This is a genomic window from Pseudomonas neuropathica (genome assembly GCF_051174785.1).
Lineage (GTDB): Bacteria > Pseudomonadota > Gammaproteobacteria > Pseudomonadales > Pseudomonadaceae > Aquipseudomonas > Aquipseudomonas neuropathica_A.
Window position 1 is genome coordinate 4,699,336 of sequence record NZ_CP195111.1, and the last position, 18,940, is coordinate 4,718,275.

Here is an 18,940-nt window from a genome sequence, read left to right on the forward strand (position 1 = left end):
GGCCAGGCTATTAGCCAGCAGCATCCCAAACCGCGCGAGATTCTAACAGCTTGAAGCCGTTTGCGTTATATCCGCTTCTTCAGTGCTTATATCCGGTTCTTCAATGCATAGAGCATTTCGAGCGCACGACGCGGGGTCAGGTCATCCAGATCCAGTTTAGCCAGCTCATCGAGTACCGGATGCGGCAGGCTGGCGAACATGTCGCTTTGCTGTGGCGTCGCCGGTTTGCCCTTGGCCGCAGGTTTCGGCGCTTCATGCGGCAAAGCGGTTTCTTCCAGTCGGCTCAAGTGCTCGCGGGCACGCACGATCACTTCGCTCGGTACACCGGCCAATTGCGCCACTGCCAGCCCGTAACTCTGGCTGGCAGGGCCGGGCAGCACGTGGTGCAGGAACACGATGCGTTCGTTGTGCTCGGTGGCGTTGAGGTGGACGTTGGCCACCAATGGCTCGGCTTCCGGCAACACGGTCAGTTCGAAGTAGTGCGTAGCGAACAGCGTATAGGCACGCAGATGGGCCAGGCGCTCCGCCGCAGCCCACGCCAGCGACAGACCGTCGAAGGTGCTGGTGCCGCGACCGACTTCGTCCATCAGCACCAGGCTGCGCTCGGTGGCGTTGTGCAGGATGTTGGCGGTCTCGCTCATTTCGACCATGAAGGTCGAACGGCCGCCCGCGAGGTCATCGCTGGAACCGATACGGGTGAAAATGCGGTCGACCAGCGACAGTTCGCAACTGGCGGCCGGCACGAAGCTGCCGATATGCGCCAGCAGCACGATCAGTGCGGTTTGGCGCATGTAGGTGGATTTACCACCCATGTTCGGGCCGGTGATCACCAGCATGCGCGTGTTGTCATCCAGACTGAGGTCGTTGGCCACGAACGGCGTGGTCAGCACCTGCTCGACCACCGGGTGACGACCCTGGGAGATGCGCATGCACGGCTCGCTGACGAAACGTGGGCAGTTCAGGTCGAGGTTCAGCGCGCGCTCGGCGAGGTTGCTCAACACGTCGAGTTCGGCCAGTGCGCCAGCGGTGTCCTGCAACGGTGGCAATTGGCTGATCAAGTCTTCCAGCAGCGCTTCGTAAAGCATCTTCTCGCGTGCGAGGGCGCGGCTCTTGGCCGACAGCGCCTTGTCTTCGAATTCTTTCAGTTCCGGCGTGATAAAGCGTTCGGCGCCTTTCAGCGTCTGCCGACGAATGTAATCCGCTGGCGCCGATTCGGCCTGCTTGCTCGGCAGTTCAATGAAGTAGCCGTGAATGCGGTTATAGCCAACTTTCAGGTGGCTCAGGCCGGTGCGGGCTTTCTCGCGGGCTTCCAGATCGATGAGGAACTGACCGGCGTTTTCGCTCAGCGACTGCAGTTCATCGAGTTCGCTGTCGTAACCGGTTTTCAGCACGCCGCCGTCACGGATGACCGCAGGCGGGTTGTCGATAATGGCTTTTTCCAGCAGCGCCGCCAGTTCCGGGTAAGTGCTGGTGGTGGTCGCCAGACCTTGCAGGTGCGGCGCTTCCAGGTCGGTCATGGCCACTTGCAGTTCAGGCAGTGCGCCAAGGGCGTCGCGCAGCCGTGCGAGATCACGAGGACGCGCGTTGCGCAGGCCGATCCGCGCGAGAATCCGCTCGATGTCGCCGATTTCCTTGAGCTGCGGTTGCAGTTTTTCGAAACGGTAGCGATCGAGCAGGCAAGTGATCGAAGTCTGGCGCGCCAGCAGCACGGTCAGATCGCGCAGCGGACGATTCAACCAACGGGTCAGCAAACGGCTGCCCATGGCGGTCTGGCAGCGATCGACCACCGATTGCAGGGTGTTGTCGCGGCCGCCGGCCAGATTGGTGTCGAGTTCAAGATTGCGGCGGCTGGCGCCGTCCAGCACCACGGTGTCATCCAAACGTTCGTGGCGCAGGCTGCGCAAATGGGGTAGGGCGGTGCGCTGGGTTTCCTTGGCGTAGGCCAACAGGCAACCGGCGGCGCCGATGGCCAGGGTCAGGTTCTCGCAGCCGAAGCCTTTCAGGTCCTGAGTGGAAAACTGTTGGCAAAGACTTTTCAGCGCCGAGTCGCGCTCGAAATCCCACGGCGCACGACGACTGACGCCACGGCGTTTTTCCGCTGGCAGGTCCCTTGGCCAGTCATCCGGGATCAGCAACTCAACCGGATTGATCCGCTCCAGTTCCGCCAGCAGATTTTCCCAGCCTTTGATTTCCGAAACGCTGAAGTTGCCGCTGGTGATGTCCAGTACGGCCAGACCGAACAGGCGCTCATCACCCAGTAGCGCTGCAATCAGGTTGTCGCGGCGCTCATCGAGCAGGGCCTCATCGCTGACCGTACCCGGCGTCAGGATCCGTACGACCTGACGCTCCACCGGGCCTTTGCTGGTCGCCGGGTCACCGACCTGCTCGCAGATCACCACCGACTCGCCAAGCTTCACCAGCTTCGCCAGATAGCCTTCCGCCGCGTGGTAAGGAATGCCACACATCGGAATCGCCTGCCCCGCCGACTGTCCGCGCGCGGTCAGGGTGATGTCGAGCAACTTGGCCGCCTTCTTCGCGTCTTCGTAGAAGATCTCGTAGAAGTCGCCCATGCGATAGAACATCAGCTGGTCCGGATGCTGATTCTTCAGGCGCCAGTATTGCTGCATCATCGGAGTGTGGGAGGACAGGTCGGAGACGGCTTTATTCATCGGATTGTCAGGCAACTCGTTAAAAGATGTAGGGCAAAAGCGGGGGCATCAGCCGGGCTTTTCCGCGATGGGCGCAAGGTTACCATGGGCAGTCTGTCGGACGCAGGCATCGCAGCCGGGTGACGGGTTTCTTCATCAAAAAGTGTGTTTATGCACGATTTATGCAAATCAGCATTTGTCTTCGCGAATAACTTCAAGCACTATGCGCGTTATGCAAAAACGCAACGTAGCCTCCGTCTTAAGAGCACTGCTCGACCAGCACGGGATCTCCCCCACGGAGCTCCACCGTCGCACCGGCGTGCCTCAATCCACTCTCTCGCGGATTCTCAGCGGGAAGATCGTCGATCCCTCGGATAAACATATCTCGAAGATCGCCGAGTACTTCGCCGTGAGCACCGATCAATTGCGCGGGCGCGCGGATGTCGCGCCGTCGGCGGGTGCCGCGCGTGATGACGTACACGCGGAACTCAAGGACATAATGCTGTGGGACGACGATACGCCTGTCGATGATGACGAAGTGTCGGTACCGTTCCTTCGCGAGGTTGAATTGGCTGCTGGATCAGGAAGATTCGTCATCGAAGAGAGCGAACGCTCTAGCCTGCGCTTCGGCAAGCGCAGCCTGCGCCATAACGGTGTGCAGTTCGACCAGGCCAAATGCGTGACAGTGCGCGGCAACAGCATGTTGCCGGTGTTGCGTGATGGTGCCACCGTCGGCGTCAACGCCGGTAAGTGCGGCATCGGCGACATCATTGATGGCGACCTTTACGCGATCAATCACAACGGCCAATTGCGCGTGAAGCAGCTCTACCGCCTGCCGACGGGTATCCGTCTGCGCAGCTTCAATCGCGATGAACATCCGGACGAGGACTACAGCTTCCAGGAAATCCAGGAAGAGCAGATCGTCATCCTCGGTCACGTCTTCTGGTGGGGCATGTACGCCCGCTAACCCGACCCTCTTCAGACAAACCCGCCCATTGGCGGGTTTTTTTTCGCCTTGATGAAACCGCCAAACCCTTGAGTAGCGGGGCTTTCATGCATCTACGCATTTCTAGTGCATAAATAAATGCATTTGCGCATTGACTGGATATGCATACATGCATATTATTGCCACCAAGCCGCTCGACAAAGCGGCTGGCAAGAAAGCTCTTTAGTTCCATAAGAACAGGCAGCGATGAACCGGCCTCAACGGTTCAGAGGGTTGGCAACTGACCCGGGTGTGCAGCGTAAAGCACCAGAAGCAGTTATCCGGCGGGCAGGGACCGCGGTCGGAAAAACAATCTGAATGGACTCGTACCGCGCCAGTAGCGCCGAAAAGTCAGCTTCCTTCTTGAACACAGGATTTGAAGGAAGGCGAAGGAGCGCATTACTGAAAGGCCCGGCTTAACGCCGGGCTTTTTGGAATGCCTGCCTAATTTCATCGCGATGTTTATCGCTAACAACAAACCCAGCAAGACGAAATGAATCTTTATTAACTGGTCTGGCCTGTCGCTCCGCACTGACAGGCATAACCCACAGCGTTTGCTCAGAACTCATCAAAAAAGGGAATTGGAATGAATCGTTACGCACTTGCAACCACCGTAATGGGTTACACCGTGATTCTTCAGGTCGTCGACACTGAGGGAGACGCGCCGGCTGTGCCGGCAAATGAACCCTATGCCGCATGGCGGGATATCACCGGTAACGACACTGCTCAGTCGGGAATGAAAATCACCTGGGGCCCCGCTGGAGATGAATATGTTGCGGCTACTCCCCTCGAGCAACAACTGATCACCACGGGTCGCATGCAACAACGTTTTGATGCAGCCGAGCGCTGGTTGATGTTTAACCCTTTGCAATACAAGTCGGACCTCGGCATCGCCACTCCAGCGGACGAGTCGGCGTTGATCGCCTATAAGCAGTACTTCGTTGCCGTCAGCGAAGTTACCGAGCAAAACACATTCCCGACGATCAATTGGCCAGTCGCTCCGTTCTGATTCGGCATACCCGCCGTAACCAAGTCTGGAGTGCATTACTGAAAAGCCCGGCTCCCGCGCCGGGCTTTTTGGAATGCCTACCTCAAGAGAAAACGATTGAACCCAACACACATCACTCATCAATCACCCCCGGGAGGCGTGACATGACAAGCGAGCAACAAGCGTTGGCGGACATGCCGATCTGGCTGGTCATCCTCCTTGCCGTCGTCGGCGGGGTGTCCGGCGAAATGTGGCGCGCCGACAAGGAAGGTGCCCGCGGCTGGTCGCTGCTGCGGCGACTGGCCTTGCGCTCCGGCGCCTGCATGATCTGCGGTGTGTCGGCGATCATGCTGCTGTACGCCGCAGGACTTTCGATCTGGGCCGCCGGCGCGTTCGGTTGCCTGACCGCGATGGCCGGTGCTGACGTAGCTATCGGCCTCTATGAACGTTGGGCTGCCAAGCGCATTGGTGTCTGCGAAGTACCGTCGCGCGATTCCCCCACCGATAAATGATCCTCTCGAAGAGAACTATTGACGATGAATGACGAAGATCTGGCCGCAATCAACAGGCTGGTCGCGGCGCTGCAAGTTCAGACTGACGGCCAGGCAGCGCTGAATGCTTCTATCCGATTATTGGCGCAGAGCAATCAGGCTCTGGTGGATCTGATCAAGAGTCGGGAACCAGATCCGAATGCGCCTCCCTACCTTGATGGTACGCCTGCGCCCTGATCCACCTCGTGTCTTTCAGGTCGTCCCCAAAACAAACAACACAACCCACCCCGCTTTTGCGGGTTTTTTATGTTCATTGGAGAACGTTATATGTCGATCCTCACCCAAGGTACGCAAATTTTCGCCCTGGTGCCGCCAACTACCGGTACCGGTCCTCACACTGTTCTGGAAATTGAACACGCCACGTCTTTTGATCCGGGTGGTGCTCCAGCGGAACAGATTGAGGACACCAGTCTCGATGCTGAGGCGCGCACCTATAAAAAAGGTCTGCGTACCCCTGGTACCGCCAGTCTGGGCCTCAACGCCGATCCTACCAATGCCAGTCACATTCGCCTGCATCAACTCTCCGAAACCGATGGCGACACCGGTATCAAATGGGTGGTGGGTTGGTCCGATGGCAAGGGTGTAGTGCCCACCGTGAATACTCAAGGCAATGACTTTGAGCTGCCAACGACCCGTACCTGGTTTTCGTTCGACGGTTATGTGTCGGACTTCCCATTCAATTTCGCGCTGAATGCTGTGGTCACGACCACTGTCACGATTCAACGCACCGGCGGTTCCGCCTGGATCAAGAAAGCCTGAGAGACGTCATGAACCTCAAACAACTTAAAGCCAAGGGCGGCATCGTCGATGCTCAGCTCGTCCGCAAAGATGTGAGCTGGACGCATCTGGACAGCAAATCGGGCAAGGAAGTAACGGATACCTTCACTTTGCATATTCGCCGACAGTCGTTTGGCGTCATCGAGCGGCTGTTTGCTCAAGGCGAAAACGAGCAGAGCCGAAATGCGAGCTATATCGCCGCTTCGGTGTCTTTGGGGGCCGAGGGCACGGAAGCGCTCTCCTACGACGATGCCTACAGTCTTGAGCCCGCCCTGGGCTTTCTGATGCTCAATGCAGTCAATGAGGTGAATGGCACGGGTGGTCACGCAGCAAAAAACTGACTGCCGCCGATGAGTTCTGGCACGAGTTGGTGCTTAACGGAATCGGCGGCCGGACGATTGTCGAAGCCAAGGAGCGCATGACCTACCATGAAGCTCTGGCGTGGGGCCGCTATATCGATCGATATGGTTCGCTTCATACCGGTAGGCGGCTGGAGGCGGGTAGTGCGATGGTCGCGCTACAGACTCACCGGCTGGGCGGTGGCCTCGCAGAACTGCTGGACTTCATGCCCCATGAGCAGCGTCAGGGGCTCTCCCTTGAACGCGCGATTGAGCAATGGCGATAGGCAGACAACTACATGACCCGTTTCGGCGGGTTTTTTCATAGCCCGGAGAAATGCACATGGCAGTTACTTCCTCAGCGGGTTTGACGCCGAACCTGGACGGCCTTGAACAAGCCTGGACTCAGGCGTCACGTATCACTGAACAAAAGCTGCGCCAGATGCAAAAGCAGATCGAGGACGCAGCAAAGAAAATCGGCGTGACGTTGCATACGTCAGCCAGCTCGATTGCCCAAGCCAATATCGCTACTTATGTCGATGTTCAGGAGCAAGCCAGTAAGCAAGTCAACTATTCAAACGACTTCGACAAGTTGCGGCGCGATGGCTCATTGTCTGCCGCACTTGTTGGAATGGGCTCACGGGAAGGTGAGCGTGCGAAAGCGTTGAGTGAAATCGACCAGAAATATGCAGTCTCGCGAAAAGCGCTGGATACTCCTGTGTCTGGAGGTGTTGCGCCTCAAGACAGTGCCGACTACGGCACTCGACTGGCGGCGTTGAAGTCCGAGCACGACTCAATGACTCTTCAGGTTCAAAGCAATTATGAGTCGATGACCGAGGCTCAGGGCAATTGGATCAATGGGGCCACTTCGGCCTGGGATGATTACCTGACCAGCACCAACAATGTTGCAGCCAAATCCAAGGCAGTGTTTACCAACGCGTTCAACACCATGGGCGATGCGGTGTCGACATTTGCGCTGACAGGCAAGTTTTCGTTTTCCGATTTTGCCAAATCGGTGCTTGGAGACATGGCCAAGCTGGCCGCTCAAACAGCGATGTCCAAAGGTCTGAGTTCGTTGTTCGGTCTGGTCGGAACGGCGGCGACGTCGCTGTTTGGTGGTGGTAGCGCACCTGGGGTGACGACCGCCAGAGTAGGGGCGGACACCACCATCTTCAACCCGGCTTTATCGCTTGGGTCGGATTTCAAATACACCGGATTCGCCAAGGGGGGGGCCTTTACAAACGGCGTTGCCACGGGGCCGATCCTGGCGCCGATGGCCATGTTCGGCGAAGCCGGAGCAGAAGCCATCATGCCGCTCAGTCGAGGTTCCGATGGCTCCCTCGGCGTGCAGGTGCAGGGTGGCGCATTGGGCGGTCACAGCAACCATCAGGTAGTCATCCAGCAAACAATCAATGTGGGCGACAGTTCGGGGGGGAGCGTAGCAGGCGACATGAACTCGCAAACCGTCGCCAAGGCCTACGCCGGTGCCGCCAAACTGGGTGCCGCCGAACAGATTGCTCGTGACCTTAAACCGGGTGGACAGATCTGGTCCGCCATTAACGGCCGCTGACGATCAGCGGCTGCAACCACTCACGCCCGGAGGAAACATGAGCACGGAAACATTCAGCTGGCTTCCAAAAGTAGAGCCTGTCGGCAATGTCGAGTTTCGCCTCAAGTCGGCGAAGTTTGGTGATGGCTATCAACAAGTGGCCGAAGACGGTATCAACAACAAAACACAATCCTGGCCGCTGACCTTCGTCGGTGACGAGGCGCGGATCAGATCCATTGTGCAGTTTCTTGATCGTCACGCCGGAGCCGCGCCTTTTTACTGGACGGCACCGTTGAGCGAGCCGGCCCTCTATCGCTGCAAAGGTTATCAACCGACTCCAATGGGAGCAGGTCTCTACACCTTGCTAGCCACATTCGAGCAGGCATTTCACCCGTAAAACGGGATACGCCTGACGCCAAAACCACCCTGCCTTGTGCGGGGTTTTCTTTGCCCGGAGATTCAAATGTCCATTACTGCAGATATCCAGGCGCTGGAACCGGGGGCCTGGGTCGAGCTGTTTGAACTCGATGCCACCAGCCTCGGCGCCGAGTTATATCGCTTTCACGGCTATCCACAGCAAGCCTCGATTTTCTGGCAAGGCCTGGAGTATTCACCCTGGCCCATTCAGGCCGAAGGCTTTGAAATGACCGGGCAAGGCACACAACCGACTCCATCGCTTTCGGTCGGTAACGTCGGTGGTTTCATCACTGCTCTGGTGTTGTATTTCGATGATCTGGTCGGGGCGCGGCTGATCCGTCATCGCACGTTGGGCAAGTACCTCGATGGTCAGCCTGAAGCCGATCCCGAAGAAGAACTGCCGCCAGATGTCTGGTACATCGAACGCAAAGTCAGTGAAGACAGTGAAGTGGTGAAGTTCGAACTCGCCAGTGCGCTGGACTTCAACGGCGTACAACTGCCGCGTCGGCAAATCGTTGCCAATGTCTGCTGGTGGCTCAGTTGTGGCGGTTATCGCGGTCCGTACTGCGGCTACAACGGCGGTCCTGTGGCGGATGCCAATGACGTGATCGTCAGCGACGCGGCCAAGGACAAGTGCGGTGGCCGCCTGAGCAGCTGCAAGCTGCGTTTTGGCGAAAACAATCCACTGCCATACGGCTCATTTCCGGCGGCGGGTCTGATTCGGAGCTGATCATGAACAAGACCACGCTGGCCGCCATCGAGCGTCATGCCATCGCGCAGTATCCCGACGAATGCTGCGGTTTGCTGATTCGCGAGGGACGCAGACAACGTTATGTGCCGTGCCGCAATACTGCAACGACGCCCAGTGAACACTTTCGTCTGGCACCACAAGACTACGCAGCGGCCGAGGAGTGCGGCGAGATCATCGCCGTCGTTCACAGCCATCCTGATTATCCGGCGACGGCCAGTGAGGCAGACCGGGTCTCTTGTGAAGCCTCTGGGTTACCGTGGCACATTCTCGAAGTGCGCAAGGATGATGAAGGGCAAGTTCACAAGGGTGAACTGGTCACCATCACACCCAGTGGATATCTGGCGCCCTTGATTGGGCGCGCATTCGTCCACGGTGTACATGATTGCCTGAGCATCATTCTTGACTATTACCGAAGGGAAATGGGTATCGAACTCGGTGACTATGACCGCGAGGACGGCTGGTGGGACAAGGGCGCAAATCTCTATCTGGAGAACCTGCCCGCCGCTGGTTTTGAACAGGTCAGCCAATTGCAGCAGGGCGATATCGTGCTGATGCAAATTCGTTCGCCGGTGCCCAACCATGCCGCCATTTATCTTGAAGATGGCGTACTCAAGACTGATCCCGATCGCTTCCCCGCGCCGGGTTCAATCCTGCATCACCTTTATGGGCGAGACAGCCGGCGCGATACCTACGGCGGATACTGGACAGAAGTGACAGTGAGCTGTTGGCGGCATCAATCGAAAATTTCGCATCACCAGCCCCCTGACTCAATGACTGAAACCTGACTGGAGGTCTTCTCCTGGAGCTGTGAAATGCATCAGCAAAAACTTAGGACTATTCGCCTTTATGGCACCTTGGGTGCCAGCTTTGGTCGCGTGCACCGGCTGGCTGTGAACAACGCCGCGGAAGCCATTCATGCCTTGTGCATTCTGGTTCCGGGATTTGAGCGCTTTCTGATGGAGTCCAGGGACCGGGGGCTTACGTACTCTGTTTTCCTGGGGCACGACAACATTGGCCATGACCGGCTCAAAGCGCCAAGTGGCACGATGGATATTCGTATTGCGCCAGTGGTTATTGGCAGCAAGCGAGCGGGCTCATTGCAGACGGTTGTCGGGGTCGTATTGATCGCCGCAGCAACATTTTTCACCGGTGGTTTTGCAGGCATTGCCGCTGGCGGTACCTGGGGTGCAGTGGGGTCTGTAGGGATATCCATGGTGATTGGTGGCGTTATGCAGATGCTTTCTCCACAAGCCAAAGGCCTGGGCACCCAGGACGGCCCTGCCAACCGAGCCAGCTACAGTTTCAACGGCCCCACCAATACCAGTGCTCAAGGTAACCCTGTGGGTCTGCTTTACGGCCAGGCCATTGTCGGCAGCGCAGTGATCAGTGCCGGGATCTACGCGCAGGATCAACTGTAGCGAGCGGCTTTTTCACTGCCGGAGAAAACTATGGCAATGCAAACAGATCAACAAAAAATTCAGACGGTCCTGTTATCCGGATCCCTGGCACGATTGTTTGGGCGCAAGCATCGCGTGACAACTTCCGGAGGGTTTCGGGATGTCATGGGCTACTTCAAGCAATTCCCCGGTTTCGAAAGGTATATGAACGAAAGCGCTGGCAAAGGGCTTCGGTTTGCGCTGTTCAATGGTCGAGAAAATCTTTCGCAAGATGAACTGGGTAAGCCAACCGGCAAAGAGGTGCTGCGAATTGTGCCAGTCATCGCAGGGTCAAAGCGCGCAGGATCACTCCAAACCATTGTCGGCAGCGTGATGATTGCTGCCGCTTTCGTTCTGTCATTTACACCATTCGCCGGTGCTTCACCTTTTCTGTACCAAATGGGAACCGCCATGGTGATCGGTGGCGTTTTGCAAATGCTGTCCCCCCAAGCCAAAGGCCTGGGGGCTCAGGACAGCCCCGCCAATCGCGCCAGTTACAGCTTCAACGGCCCGGTCAACACCAGCGCCCAAGGTAACCCGGTCGGTCTGCTGTATGGCCAGTTGGTCGTCGGCAGTTCCGTGATCAGCGCTGGTATCTACGCGCAGGATCAACTCTAGCGTTCGATCTTTTATTGACGTCCACCCAACCCGCCCTGTGCGGGTTTTATTTCGCCTGAAGGAAAGCCATGACTGACCTCACTCTCGCTGGCAGCAAAGGTGGCGGCGCCAAGCCGCGCCCCTCCGTGGAGGCGCCAGACAGCCTGCAAAGCACGGCTTACGCTCGTATCCTCGATCTCGTCAGCGAAGGCGAGATTGTCGGTCTGAAAAATGATTCCCGCTCGGTGTTTCTGGATGAAACACCGCTGGCCAACGACGACGGCAGCCTGAACTTCAATGGTGTCACGCTGGATGTTCGTACCGGTAGCCAGGATCAGGCACATATCCCCGGTTTTCCCGCAGTGGAAAACGAGACGGTCGCATCGGTCGAGCTGCGTAGTGATCAACCGTGGACCAAGGCCTTTACCAACCTGCAACTGTCGGCTGTGCGGATTCGTCTGGCGGTGGCGCGACTGGCGCAGACCAATACCAGCAACGGCGACACTAACGGTTATACAGTCAAATACGCGATCGATCTGGCCACCGATGGCGGTGCCTTCGTCGAGGTACTGGCGTCTGCGTTCAGTGGCAAAACCACCACCAAGTACGAGCGATCGCACCGCATCGATCTGCCTGCGGCCAAAAGCGGTTGGACCGTGCGAGTACGCCGTTTGACCCCTAACTCCACCAGCGGCGCCATTGCCGACACCACCAGTGTCGAATCGAGTACGGAGGTAATTGACGCCAAGCTGCGCTATCCCGGCTCGGCGATCATCGGTTTGCAATTCGACGCCTCCCAGTTCCAGTCGATACCGTCGCGTTCGTTTGAATTGCTGGGACGGATCATTCGGGTGCCGAGCAACTACGACCCGCAGAGCCGCACGTACAACGGCATTTGGAACGGTACGTTCAAATCGGCCTGGACCGACAACCCGGCGTGGATTTACTACGACCTGCTGCTGCATCCACGTTATGGCCTGGGCCATTTGCTCAATGCCGGTCAGGTCGATAAATGGGAGCTGTACCGCATCGGTCAGTATTGCGATCAGCCTGTCTCCGACGGAAAGGGCGGGACTGAACCGCGCTTCACCTGCAACCTGTATCTGTCGGTGCGTGCCGATGCCCTGAAGGTTTTGCAGGATCTGGCTACTACGTTTCGTGGCATGTCATATTGGGGGGCGGGTTCGGTCATGGCGGTGGCCGACATGCCGGAAGACCCGGTGTACACCTACTCCAACGGCAACGTCATTGGCGGCAAGTTCGTCTATGGCGGGTCGGCGAAAAAGACCCGTTTCAGCGTGGCGCTGGTCAGTTGGAATGATCCGACGGACTTCTACCGACAGAAGGTTCAATACGTCGATGATGCAGAGGGCGTCGCTCGCTATGGTGTACAGCAGACTGAGATCACCGCTACCGGTTGCACGTCTCAGGCTCAGGCCCAGCGCATCGGTAAATGGGCACTGCTGACCAATCGCCTGGAAACTGAAAGTGTCACTTTCTCCGTCGGTCTGGACGGGACACTCGCGCGTCCGGGACAAATTATCCGCGTGGCTGACAACGACCGTGCCGGCAGACGGATTGGTGGCCGCCTGCGTGGTGCAACACTCGATACGCTGACCCTGGATGCCCACGTGACCGCCGAAGCTGGTGATACGCTCACCCTGGTCATGCCGACGGGTAAAGCCGTTTCCCGCGTGATCAAGTCAGTGAGCATCAGCGACCAGGCTCAACGTGTGATCCTGGCTCAGCCCTTGAGCGAGTTGCCACCGGCGCAGTCGATGTGGGCCATTGATTCCGCTTCCCTGGCCGCACAGCAATTTCGCGTGTTGTCGATTGCTGAAGACTTCACCGACACTGAAATCAAGTACAGCATCAGTGCAGTCAAACATGTGCCGAGCAAGTACGGCGCGATCGACAACGGCTCCCGCATCGAACGCCCCCCTGTCACGGTCATACCGCCAGGCGTTCAGGCGCCACCGACTTCAGTCACGATCAGTAATAACCACTTCGTCGATCAGGGCAGTGCAGTCGGTGTCATGACCATCGAATGGGCGCGACCGGCCAACGCTATCGCTTATGAGGTTTATTGGCGCAAGAACGAAAGCGAATGGGTGTTTGCCGGTCGAACCGGTGGTTCGTCGATGGAGGTACGCGGCATTTATGCCGGGCGTTACGTGGCCAAAGTGCGAGCCATCAACGCGCTGGACATCGGTTCGATCTATGCGACTTCGGTGGAAACGCAACTGTCCGGGAAAACCACGCCACCGCCTTCAGTGACTTTCCTCAAGGCTGACAGCCTGCTGTTCGGTATCGGCCTGAAGTGGGAGTTTCCCTCGGGTGCCGAGGACACACAGCGAACAGAGGTCTGGTACGGGCCGACGCCAAACCTTGAGACGGCTGCCAAGCTGACGGATCTGGCGTATCCGCAAAGTGATTACACCATGCAGAGCCTGTTGGCTGGCGCATCGTTCTTCTTCTGGGCGAGGCTGGTTGACCGCACGGGCAATATCGGGCCTTGGTATCCGACCGGTAATGGCGTGCAGGGGCAGGCCAGTTCGGAGGCTGGACCGATTCTTGACCTGCTCGCTGGCAAAGTTTCGCAGACGGAATTGGGCAAAGACCTGCTCACCGAGATCGAGAAAATTCCGGGATTGCAGAATCAGATTGATTCGCTGGATGAAGCTTACGACTCGGCCAAGAGCTATGCGAAATACGCAATTGTTCGTCTTGGCGATCGTCTGTATCAGGCCAAAGGGCCAGTGCCGATCAACCTGCCGCCACCGAATGCCGAGTATTGGGTCGATGTAGGGCAAACAGTCGAGACTGCCACTGGACTGGTTCAACAAGTTGAGACCAACACCGCCGATATCAGCAAGATCGACGGCGAAGTAACGGCTCAAGCCGCGGCATTCCAGGCGTTACGAGCATCCTCCCGGGACGACAATGGGGAAGGTGAACTGGCAGATGCCCTCAAAGGCTGGACCAGTACGGCAGCCATCGCTACGGAAAGCAGTGTCCGGGCTTCCCAGAACGAAGCCACTGCCCAACGCGTTTCTACACTGGAAACAAGCATTGGAGATAACGCGGCAAGTATCCAGTCGCTCGAGAAAGTTGTAACAACCAATAGCTCGGCCACGGCGACCAAGCTTGAACAGTTGAACGTGTCCGTGGGACAAAACACTGCAGCCGTTCAGCAAGCCTCAAGTGCCATTGCCGATACCAATGGCAAGTTATCGACGATGTGGTCGGTGAAGATGGATACGACGGCGGGTGGCCAAAAATATGCTGCGTCGTTTGGTTTGGGGCTGCAGGTCGATCCTTCTGGCGTTTCGTCACAATTCGTCGTGCGCGCCGATACGTTTATGTTATTGAATCTGGCAAATGGCGTACCGGTGTCTCCGTTTGCGGTGAGTGGTGGCCAGACCTTTATTAGAGATGCATTCATTCAGGACGGCACTATCACCAATGCCAAAATTGGTGAGTACATTGCCTCAACTAACTACGTGCCAGGCAAATCCGGGTGGGCCATCAATAAAAGCGGTGGTTTTGAAATGAATGGGCAGGGCGCGGGATCAAGCAGAATTGCGATAACTCCAAGTAGTGTGAAGCTCTTCCATCCTAACGGTGTTCTGGCCATTGATATGAGTGTCTGAAATGACGGGACTAATAATTAGAAGTCCTACGGGAGCGCTCCTGGTCGATATGACTATGAATATTAGTCAGGATCAAGGTTATGTCGACACTGGGGGATTAAATGGTTCTGTCGCCATTCCTCCACCGCCCGCCGGGAAAACCCGATTTTTCGGAGTTGTTCCACTGGTTGACATGCAGCGAGAGGCGGGCCATCTGCCGGGCGTCACACTGTCGTCTAATGTGCTGTCGTGGAACTATCGTTTTGTCACCAGTGGCTGGGGCTTCTTTGCGGCCAATGCCAGGATCTTCTATGGGTACTATTAGGTATGACGGGCTTAACTGTATATAAAGATAACGGTCAGATGCTCTTTGATACTACAAAGATATCTTACGGACTCGTGAAAAGTGGAAACATGACTTACCAGCAGTCGTGGTCACGCAGACAGCTAAGGTCGGCCCAGCTTGACCCGTCACAAGGCTCGAACTGGTATCCAGTGCAAAATGTTGCTCAAGATAAGGGTGACAATCTGTTCGGTTTTACTTTGAATAATGCACGTAATCCGATTGTGTTTCTTGTGGGGTCGGGAACCCTGAACGGATCCCAGCGATCAGGCAATACCATCACGTTTCTCTATTCGAACGCGAGTGCTGATACCCGATATTATTGTTTCGATTTGATGTCCGATAATATTGCTGGAACAACATTTCTGAAAATCTATAACGATGATCGAACATTAACGTTCAACTCTCTGCAAGCACCGCTGAATGTGATTGGTCAATATACGGCTCCACCGCCCGATCCTCGTACGCAGGCCGGCCGGTATTATTTCCTTTACCAAGGGGGGAGAACCCAGAGGCGACAGCTGAGAATACCTCCCGACTATAGAGTGCCGCAGGCCGATTGTATTTTTGATGTGCCTATGACGCCAGGCATTGAGTATGCTGTCTTTCTCCCATGGTCCAGAGGGTCGAGCATCATGGATTTCAGCTCTGGATATCAAGGTGATGCTGCAGCTTATGCAGTTTTGGAAGGCGCATATGGTCGTACGGGAGGAATCAGCTTCATGTTTGGAGCTTCAGCCGGAACGACGGACTCCCGAGCAATGGCCGGAGGTGGGGTACCTGCCGGGATAAGTTATGGCGGAGTAGCAACGGACAAATACCCTACGGCTTTGATTATTCAAACAGCGTCCCTTCCGATTCCGTTTGGTTGAATAAAGTTAAACTGCTGGCGAAGGTGATTTTAGATTTTTTGCATTTAAGACTAAGTTCCAGCATTTGCCTTTGAGAGCGCAAGTGCTGAGTAATTAATGTTTGTTCGTTACTGGAGATATCTATGCCATGGTACAAGGCTGGAACAGTTTCTGTTGTCCGGAATTCAACTTCCGTATTGGGAGACGGTACGGCATTTATCGCCAATAGTCGTGTGGGCGATGCTTTTCGAGGGCCTGATGGCGGATGGTACGAGGTCGTCAATATCGCCAGTGATACAGCACTGTCCATCGCACCGGAGTACAAGGGGGACACCAGCAATGGTGCATACACGCTGGCCCCTATGCAGGGCTATGTCAAAGACTCGGCTGACCAATTGCGAACTTTTGTCAATCAGGCTGGAGCAAAACTCGCTGCACTTGGGAGCACCGGCAACTACGAAGTATTGCCCGTTTCAAAAGGCGGAACCGGCAGCGTGACAACTGCAGCTGCGAGGGCTGCCCTGGAACTGGGTTCTGCCGCAACAGCCACTCTTCAAACGACTCCCAGCGATGCAACAGCTGGCCGCGTCATGCAGGTCGGCGCGTTCGGCATTGGAGGGAACCCCCCGGTCTATACCGGCAACATCGACGACACCGCGGCTGTTCCGGCAGGACGCTGTTTTGTCATTAACACCGCAACCGGGGTGAAACCGACGGGATCCCCTTACGGTTTGATGGACACCATCAAGTACGCTGGTCAGCCGGTTCATCAGGCCTGGCACGAAGTCAACGGCACCGCAGGCGGTGGCACTTTACGCACTTGGGAGCGAGATCAATACGGCACGGGGGTGTTCGGCCCTTGGCGCATGGTTTATCGGCAGAACAACATCCTCGGCGTCGTTTCAGGGGCAGGAGCCCCCACGGGAGCGATCATCGAGAGGGGGGCCAACGGCAACGGTGAATACACCAAGTTTGCAGATGGCACCCTTGTTTGCTGGAGAGTTATCCCCACCAACTCAACCGGCACGTACGCCGTGGGCGCTCTGTTCGGTAGTGATGCCTATGCTCCCGGCCCGTTTCCTTCGGCTTATGCATCGGTGCCTACAGTTACGTCGGGGGCCATAGGGGCCGTACACGCGGACTGCATTTTCGCCAGTGCCTGGATTCCCCCAGCGCTTAACAATTGGGGGGGGTGGCGTGCTATGGCAACCACAAACGTAGCCGCGGCTGCCCAAATTAACCTGATCGCCATCGGGAGGTGGTACTGATGAATATTGTTTTGTCTCCACAGCGCAGAGAGGATTCTCTGGCACTTTACAAATCGGGTGACGTGCTCACCATCAACGGTGAAGCGTTCGATTTCTCGCTGCTCTGCGACGGTGATACGTTGCCACAAGGCGCGATCAAATCTGAATGGTTCGTGGGTGACGTTACTCGCGAGCAAGGGCAACTGACGCTTCATCTGTTGTTGCCGATTCCCGCCCATTACAGCCAGGCGCAAGCATTTCCCGAAGACCTGATCGATATTCCCGAAGGTGACGTGGCATTGCCACAGCCTTTGCCGCAAAAGGAGGTTGAAGTATGAATATCGACTGGTCGCAATTGATCACCAAAGCCATGAAAGAGACAGCGGCTGCCGCAGCACGATTGACCGAAGCTCAAGCACTGATCAAGAGCAAAAACGAGGTGGCTGCAGCGCAGGTCGCTCGCATTCAGGATCGGATCGAAACCCTCGGTTACGGCATCGATCTGGGGGAGGCGACGACTGAAGATGAGGCGGAACAGCAAGCACTGCTTGCCAACCTGAAACAGTGGAAAGCCTACAAGTTCAGCTTGGGCAAAGTGAGCACACAAGCTGCCTGGCCCGTGACGCCAGAGTGGCCTGTCCAGCCCGATGTTCCGGTAATTATGGTTGATTCGGTCCTGCCGCCGGGCTGACTGGCTTTCTGACAGCTACCTGATCGAGTCATCTTGAACACCCATACCGCCGAGTGCGGTTTTTTTTCGCTTAAAAAAGGACTGCACCATGCCATGGCTTAGAACAGGTTCGGTCAATGTCACCAACAATTCGCCCGCGGTCATTGGCCTCAACGTTGATTTCGTGACTAACGTCCGGGTGGGCGATGCCTTCGTCGGACCTGATGGACGACAGTATGAAGTGAGCAATATCGCCAGTCCGGTCTTGTTGTCGATCACCCCGGCTTACCAAGGCGCAACGGCAAACGACGCGTCCTATTCGATCATGCCGGTGCAGGGGTATCCCAAAGCACTGGCCGATGCATTCAACAACCTTAACGTTCAGTACGGCCCGAAGCTGGCAGCACTAGGTGACGCGAGTGGTTTCGATGTCCTACCGGTGCGAAATGGCGGCACCGGAGGAACGGATCTTGTTTCTGCTCGCCAGGGCCTTGGCCTGGGTGCAGTCGCAACCGACACCATTGTGCCCATCGTACGTGGCGGCACCGGTGCGACGGATGCCGCGTCGGCTCGCCTGGCGCTTGGGCTTGGTGCTGTTGCGTCAGACGCTGTGGTACCGGTAGCGAGAGGTGGAACAGGCGGAAACACTCCGGCCGCCGCCCGAGCGGGCCTTGGTCTGGGAAGCGCTGCTGTCGCCGCGTTGGTTGGTACGGTCAGCCAGGACAAAGGCATTGCAACAGGAGCAATCATCGAACGTGGCACCAATGCCAATGGTGAGTACATCAAGTTTGCCGACGGCACGCTGATTTGCACGCTCTACGGCCGAGGTGGCATCGCGTTCAACAACCCGTCCAACATGGGCTTCAACTGGACTTATCCGATGACCTTTGTTGCACCGGGATTCGTCACCGCAAATCTGGTGGGTGTCCTGGGTGTGGCGAAACAAGTGACCAGCGTCGGTGCTTACAGCAGAAATTCTGGTTTTGCCAGCATCTGTGTTTTCAGTCTTGGTCAGTTCATTGAGACCGACGCGTCCATAGTCGCCTTTGACTGCCTCGCCATCGGCAGATGGTTTTAGTCGGGTCCCTGCCCAACACACCAGCGCTGCTGCCCATCGTTAATCCGGGTTGCCTGTTGAACTTGAGTGGCGGCGACCTATA

General features: G+C 56.8%; 21 protein-coding genes. 20 read left to right on the forward strand and 1 reads right to left on the reverse strand.

Features of this window, described 5'->3' with window-relative positions; genetic code table 11:
• Nucleotides 1-86: 86 nt before the first annotated feature.
• Nucleotides 87-2,669, reverse strand: coding sequence for a DNA mismatch repair protein MutS (mutS, locus tag ACRRSD_RS21130; RefSeq protein WP_435035137.1), 2,583 nt, complete (start codon nt 2,667-2,669; stop codon nt 87-89).
• A 211-nt stretch (nt 2,670-2,880) separates the two neighbouring features.
• Between mutS and ACRRSD_RS21135 the strand changes: the two genes are divergently transcribed.
• The 20 genes from ACRRSD_RS21135 (at nt 2,881) to ACRRSD_RS21230 (ending at nt 18,858) form a co-directional block, all read left to right on the forward strand.
• A complete protein-coding gene (locus ACRRSD_RS21135) occupies nt 2,881-3,615 on the forward strand; it encodes an XRE family transcriptional regulator (RefSeq protein ID WP_007908821.1) in 735 nt (244 codons plus the stop codon).
• Nucleotides 3,616-4,219: 604 nt separating this feature from the next.
• Nucleotides 4,220-4,642: a tail fiber assembly protein gene (locus ACRRSD_RS21140; RefSeq protein WP_435035138.1), complete on the forward strand. Its 423-nt coding sequence runs from the start codon at nt 4,220-4,222 to the stop codon at nt 4,640-4,642.
• A 143-nt stretch (nt 4,643-4,785) separates the two neighbouring features.
• Complete coding sequence (locus ACRRSD_RS21145; RefSeq protein ID WP_277760836.1) at nt 4,786-5,133, forward strand: phage holin family protein; 348 nt, start codon at nt 4,786-4,788, stop codon at nt 5,131-5,133.
• A gap of 24 nt (nt 5,134-5,157) precedes the next feature.
• Entirely contained in the window at nt 5,158-5,349 is a 192-nt protein-coding gene (locus ACRRSD_RS21150; protein WP_277760837.1) for a hypothetical protein, read from the forward strand.
• Between the two features lie 90 nt (nt 5,350-5,439).
• Nucleotides 5,440-5,931 (forward strand): phage tail tube protein, encoded by a 492-nt coding sequence (locus tag ACRRSD_RS21155; protein ID WP_435035139.1) that lies wholly within the window; start codon nt 5,440-5,442, stop codon nt 5,929-5,931.
• A gap of 8 nt (nt 5,932-5,939) precedes the next feature.
• The gene (locus tag ACRRSD_RS21160; protein ID WP_186622071.1) at nt 5,940-6,290 is read left to right on the forward strand and encodes a phage tail assembly chaperone family protein, TAC; all 351 of its coding nucleotides are present in this window, start codon (nt 5,940-5,942) and stop codon (nt 6,288-6,290) included.
• Nucleotides 6,291-6,319: 29 nt separating this feature from the next.
• Complete coding sequence (locus tag ACRRSD_RS21165) at nt 6,320-6,574, forward strand: hypothetical protein (RefSeq protein WP_435038532.1); 255 nt, start codon at nt 6,320-6,322, stop codon at nt 6,572-6,574.
• Nucleotides 6,575-6,630: 56 nt separating this feature from the next.
• Nucleotides 6,631-7,857, forward strand: coding sequence for a phage tail tape measure protein (locus ACRRSD_RS21170; RefSeq protein WP_435035141.1), 1,227 nt, complete (start codon nt 6,631-6,633; stop codon nt 7,855-7,857).
• A gap of 37 nt (nt 7,858-7,894) precedes the next feature.
• Nucleotides 7,895-8,233 (forward strand): phage tail protein, encoded by a 339-nt coding sequence (locus tag ACRRSD_RS21175; protein WP_435035143.1) that lies wholly within the window; start codon nt 7,895-7,897, stop codon nt 8,231-8,233.
• Nucleotides 8,234-8,299: 66 nt separating this feature from the next.
• A complete protein-coding gene (locus ACRRSD_RS21180; protein WP_435035144.1) occupies nt 8,300-8,983 on the forward strand; it encodes a phage minor tail protein L in 684 nt (227 codons plus the stop codon).
• Nucleotides 8,984-8,985: 2 nt separating this feature from the next.
• Nucleotides 8,986-9,789, forward strand: a complete 804-nt coding sequence (locus ACRRSD_RS21185) for a C40 family peptidase (RefSeq protein ID WP_435035145.1) — start codon at nt 8,986-8,988, stop codon at nt 9,787-9,789.
• A 27-nt stretch (nt 9,790-9,816) separates the two neighbouring features.
• Complete coding sequence (locus ACRRSD_RS21190; RefSeq protein ID WP_435035147.1) at nt 9,817-10,422, forward strand: tail assembly protein; 606 nt, start codon at nt 9,817-9,819, stop codon at nt 10,420-10,422.
• 30 nt (nt 10,423-10,452) lie between these two features.
• Nucleotides 10,453-11,058, forward strand: a complete 606-nt coding sequence (locus ACRRSD_RS21195) for a tail assembly protein (RefSeq protein WP_127926041.1) — start codon at nt 10,453-10,455, stop codon at nt 11,056-11,058.
• Nucleotides 11,059-11,126: 68 nt separating this feature from the next.
• The gene (locus ACRRSD_RS21200) at nt 11,127-14,690 is read left to right on the forward strand and encodes a host specificity protein J (protein ID WP_435035148.1); all 3,564 of its coding nucleotides are present in this window, start codon (nt 11,127-11,129) and stop codon (nt 14,688-14,690) included.
• Nucleotides 14,691-14,745: 55 nt separating this feature from the next.
• Nucleotides 14,746-14,994: a hypothetical protein gene (locus ACRRSD_RS21205; RefSeq protein WP_435035150.1), complete on the forward strand. Its 249-nt coding sequence runs from the start codon at nt 14,746-14,748 to the stop codon at nt 14,992-14,994.
• Nucleotides 14,995-15,083: 89 nt separating this feature from the next.
• Nucleotides 15,084-15,884 carry a hypothetical protein gene (locus ACRRSD_RS21210; protein ID WP_435035151.1) on the forward strand — a complete coding sequence of 267 codons (801 nt, stop codon included), beginning with the start codon at nt 15,084-15,086 and terminating at the stop codon, nt 15,882-15,884.
• 122 nt (nt 15,885-16,006) lie between these two features.
• Nucleotides 16,007-17,131: a hypothetical protein gene (locus tag ACRRSD_RS21215; RefSeq protein ID WP_435035153.1), complete on the forward strand. Its 1,125-nt coding sequence runs from the start codon at nt 16,007-16,009 to the stop codon at nt 17,129-17,131.
• Nucleotides 17,131-17,448 (forward strand): hypothetical protein, encoded by a 318-nt coding sequence (locus ACRRSD_RS21220; protein ID WP_435035154.1) that lies wholly within the window; start codon nt 17,131-17,133, stop codon nt 17,446-17,448. The genes ACRRSD_RS21215 and ACRRSD_RS21220 overlap by 1 nt, the downstream gene beginning before the upstream one ends.
• Nucleotides 17,445-17,801 carry a phage tail protein gene (locus ACRRSD_RS21225; RefSeq protein WP_435035155.1) on the forward strand — a complete coding sequence of 119 codons (357 nt, stop codon included), beginning with the start codon at nt 17,445-17,447 and terminating at the stop codon, nt 17,799-17,801. Before ACRRSD_RS21220 ends, ACRRSD_RS21225 begins: the two co-directional genes overlap by 4 nt.
• 88 nt (nt 17,802-17,889) lie before the next feature.
• Nucleotides 17,890-18,858 (forward strand): hypothetical protein, encoded by a 969-nt coding sequence (locus tag ACRRSD_RS21230; protein ID WP_435035157.1) that lies wholly within the window; start codon nt 17,890-17,892, stop codon nt 18,856-18,858.
• Nucleotides 18,859-18,940 lie beyond the last annotated feature (82 nt).

What these genes read in the sequence shown, in the direction of transcription:
- mutS (WP_435035137.1), bottom strand. Translation starts at nt 2,669, where the DNA reads ATGAATAAAGCCGTCTCCGACCTGTCCTCCCACACTCCGATGATGCAG.
- ACRRSD_RS21135 (WP_007908821.1), top strand. Translation starts at nt 2,881, where the DNA reads ATGCAAAAACGCAACGTAGCCTCCGTCTTAAGAGCACTGCTCGACCAG.
- ACRRSD_RS21140 (WP_435035138.1), top strand. Translation starts at nt 4,220, where the DNA reads ATGAATCGTTACGCACTTGCAACCACCGTAATGGGTTACACCGTGATT.
- ACRRSD_RS21145 (WP_277760836.1), top strand. Translation starts at nt 4,786, where the DNA reads ATGACAAGCGAGCAACAAGCGTTGGCGGACATGCCGATCTGGCTGGTC.
- ACRRSD_RS21150 (WP_277760837.1), top strand. Translation starts at nt 5,158, where the DNA reads ATGAATGACGAAGATCTGGCCGCAATCAACAGGCTGGTCGCGGCGCTG.
- ACRRSD_RS21155 (WP_435035139.1), top strand. Translation starts at nt 5,440, where the DNA reads ATGTCGATCCTCACCCAAGGTACGCAAATTTTCGCCCTGGTGCCGCCA.
- ACRRSD_RS21160 (WP_186622071.1), top strand. Translation starts at nt 5,940, where the DNA reads ATGAACCTCAAACAACTTAAAGCCAAGGGCGGCATCGTCGATGCTCAG.
- ACRRSD_RS21170 (WP_435035141.1), top strand. Translation starts at nt 6,631, where the DNA reads ATGGCAGTTACTTCCTCAGCGGGTTTGACGCCGAACCTGGACGGCCTT.
- ACRRSD_RS21175 (WP_435035143.1), top strand. Translation starts at nt 7,895, where the DNA reads ATGAGCACGGAAACATTCAGCTGGCTTCCAAAAGTAGAGCCTGTCGGC.
- ACRRSD_RS21180 (WP_435035144.1), top strand. Translation starts at nt 8,300, where the DNA reads ATGTCCATTACTGCAGATATCCAGGCGCTGGAACCGGGGGCCTGGGTC.
- ACRRSD_RS21185 (WP_435035145.1), top strand. Translation starts at nt 8,986, where the DNA reads ATGAACAAGACCACGCTGGCCGCCATCGAGCGTCATGCCATCGCGCAG.
- ACRRSD_RS21190 (WP_435035147.1), top strand. Translation starts at nt 9,817, where the DNA reads ATGCATCAGCAAAAACTTAGGACTATTCGCCTTTATGGCACCTTGGGT.
- ACRRSD_RS21195 (WP_127926041.1), top strand. Translation starts at nt 10,453, where the DNA reads ATGGCAATGCAAACAGATCAACAAAAAATTCAGACGGTCCTGTTATCC.
- ACRRSD_RS21200 (WP_435035148.1), top strand. Translation starts at nt 11,127, where the DNA reads ATGACTGACCTCACTCTCGCTGGCAGCAAAGGTGGCGGCGCCAAGCCG.
- ACRRSD_RS21205 (WP_435035150.1), top strand. Translation starts at nt 14,746, where the DNA reads ATGAATATTAGTCAGGATCAAGGTTATGTCGACACTGGGGGATTAAAT.
- ACRRSD_RS21210 (WP_435035151.1), top strand. Translation starts at nt 15,084, where the DNA reads ATGACTTACCAGCAGTCGTGGTCACGCAGACAGCTAAGGTCGGCCCAG.
- ACRRSD_RS21215 (WP_435035153.1), top strand. Translation starts at nt 16,007, where the DNA reads ATGCCATGGTACAAGGCTGGAACAGTTTCTGTTGTCCGGAATTCAACT.
- ACRRSD_RS21220 (WP_435035154.1), top strand. Translation starts at nt 17,131, where the DNA reads ATGAATATTGTTTTGTCTCCACAGCGCAGAGAGGATTCTCTGGCACTT.
- ACRRSD_RS21225 (WP_435035155.1), top strand. Translation starts at nt 17,445, where the DNA reads ATGAATATCGACTGGTCGCAATTGATCACCAAAGCCATGAAAGAGACA.
- ACRRSD_RS21230 (WP_435035157.1), top strand. Translation starts at nt 17,890, where the DNA reads ATGCCATGGCTTAGAACAGGTTCGGTCAATGTCACCAACAATTCGCCC.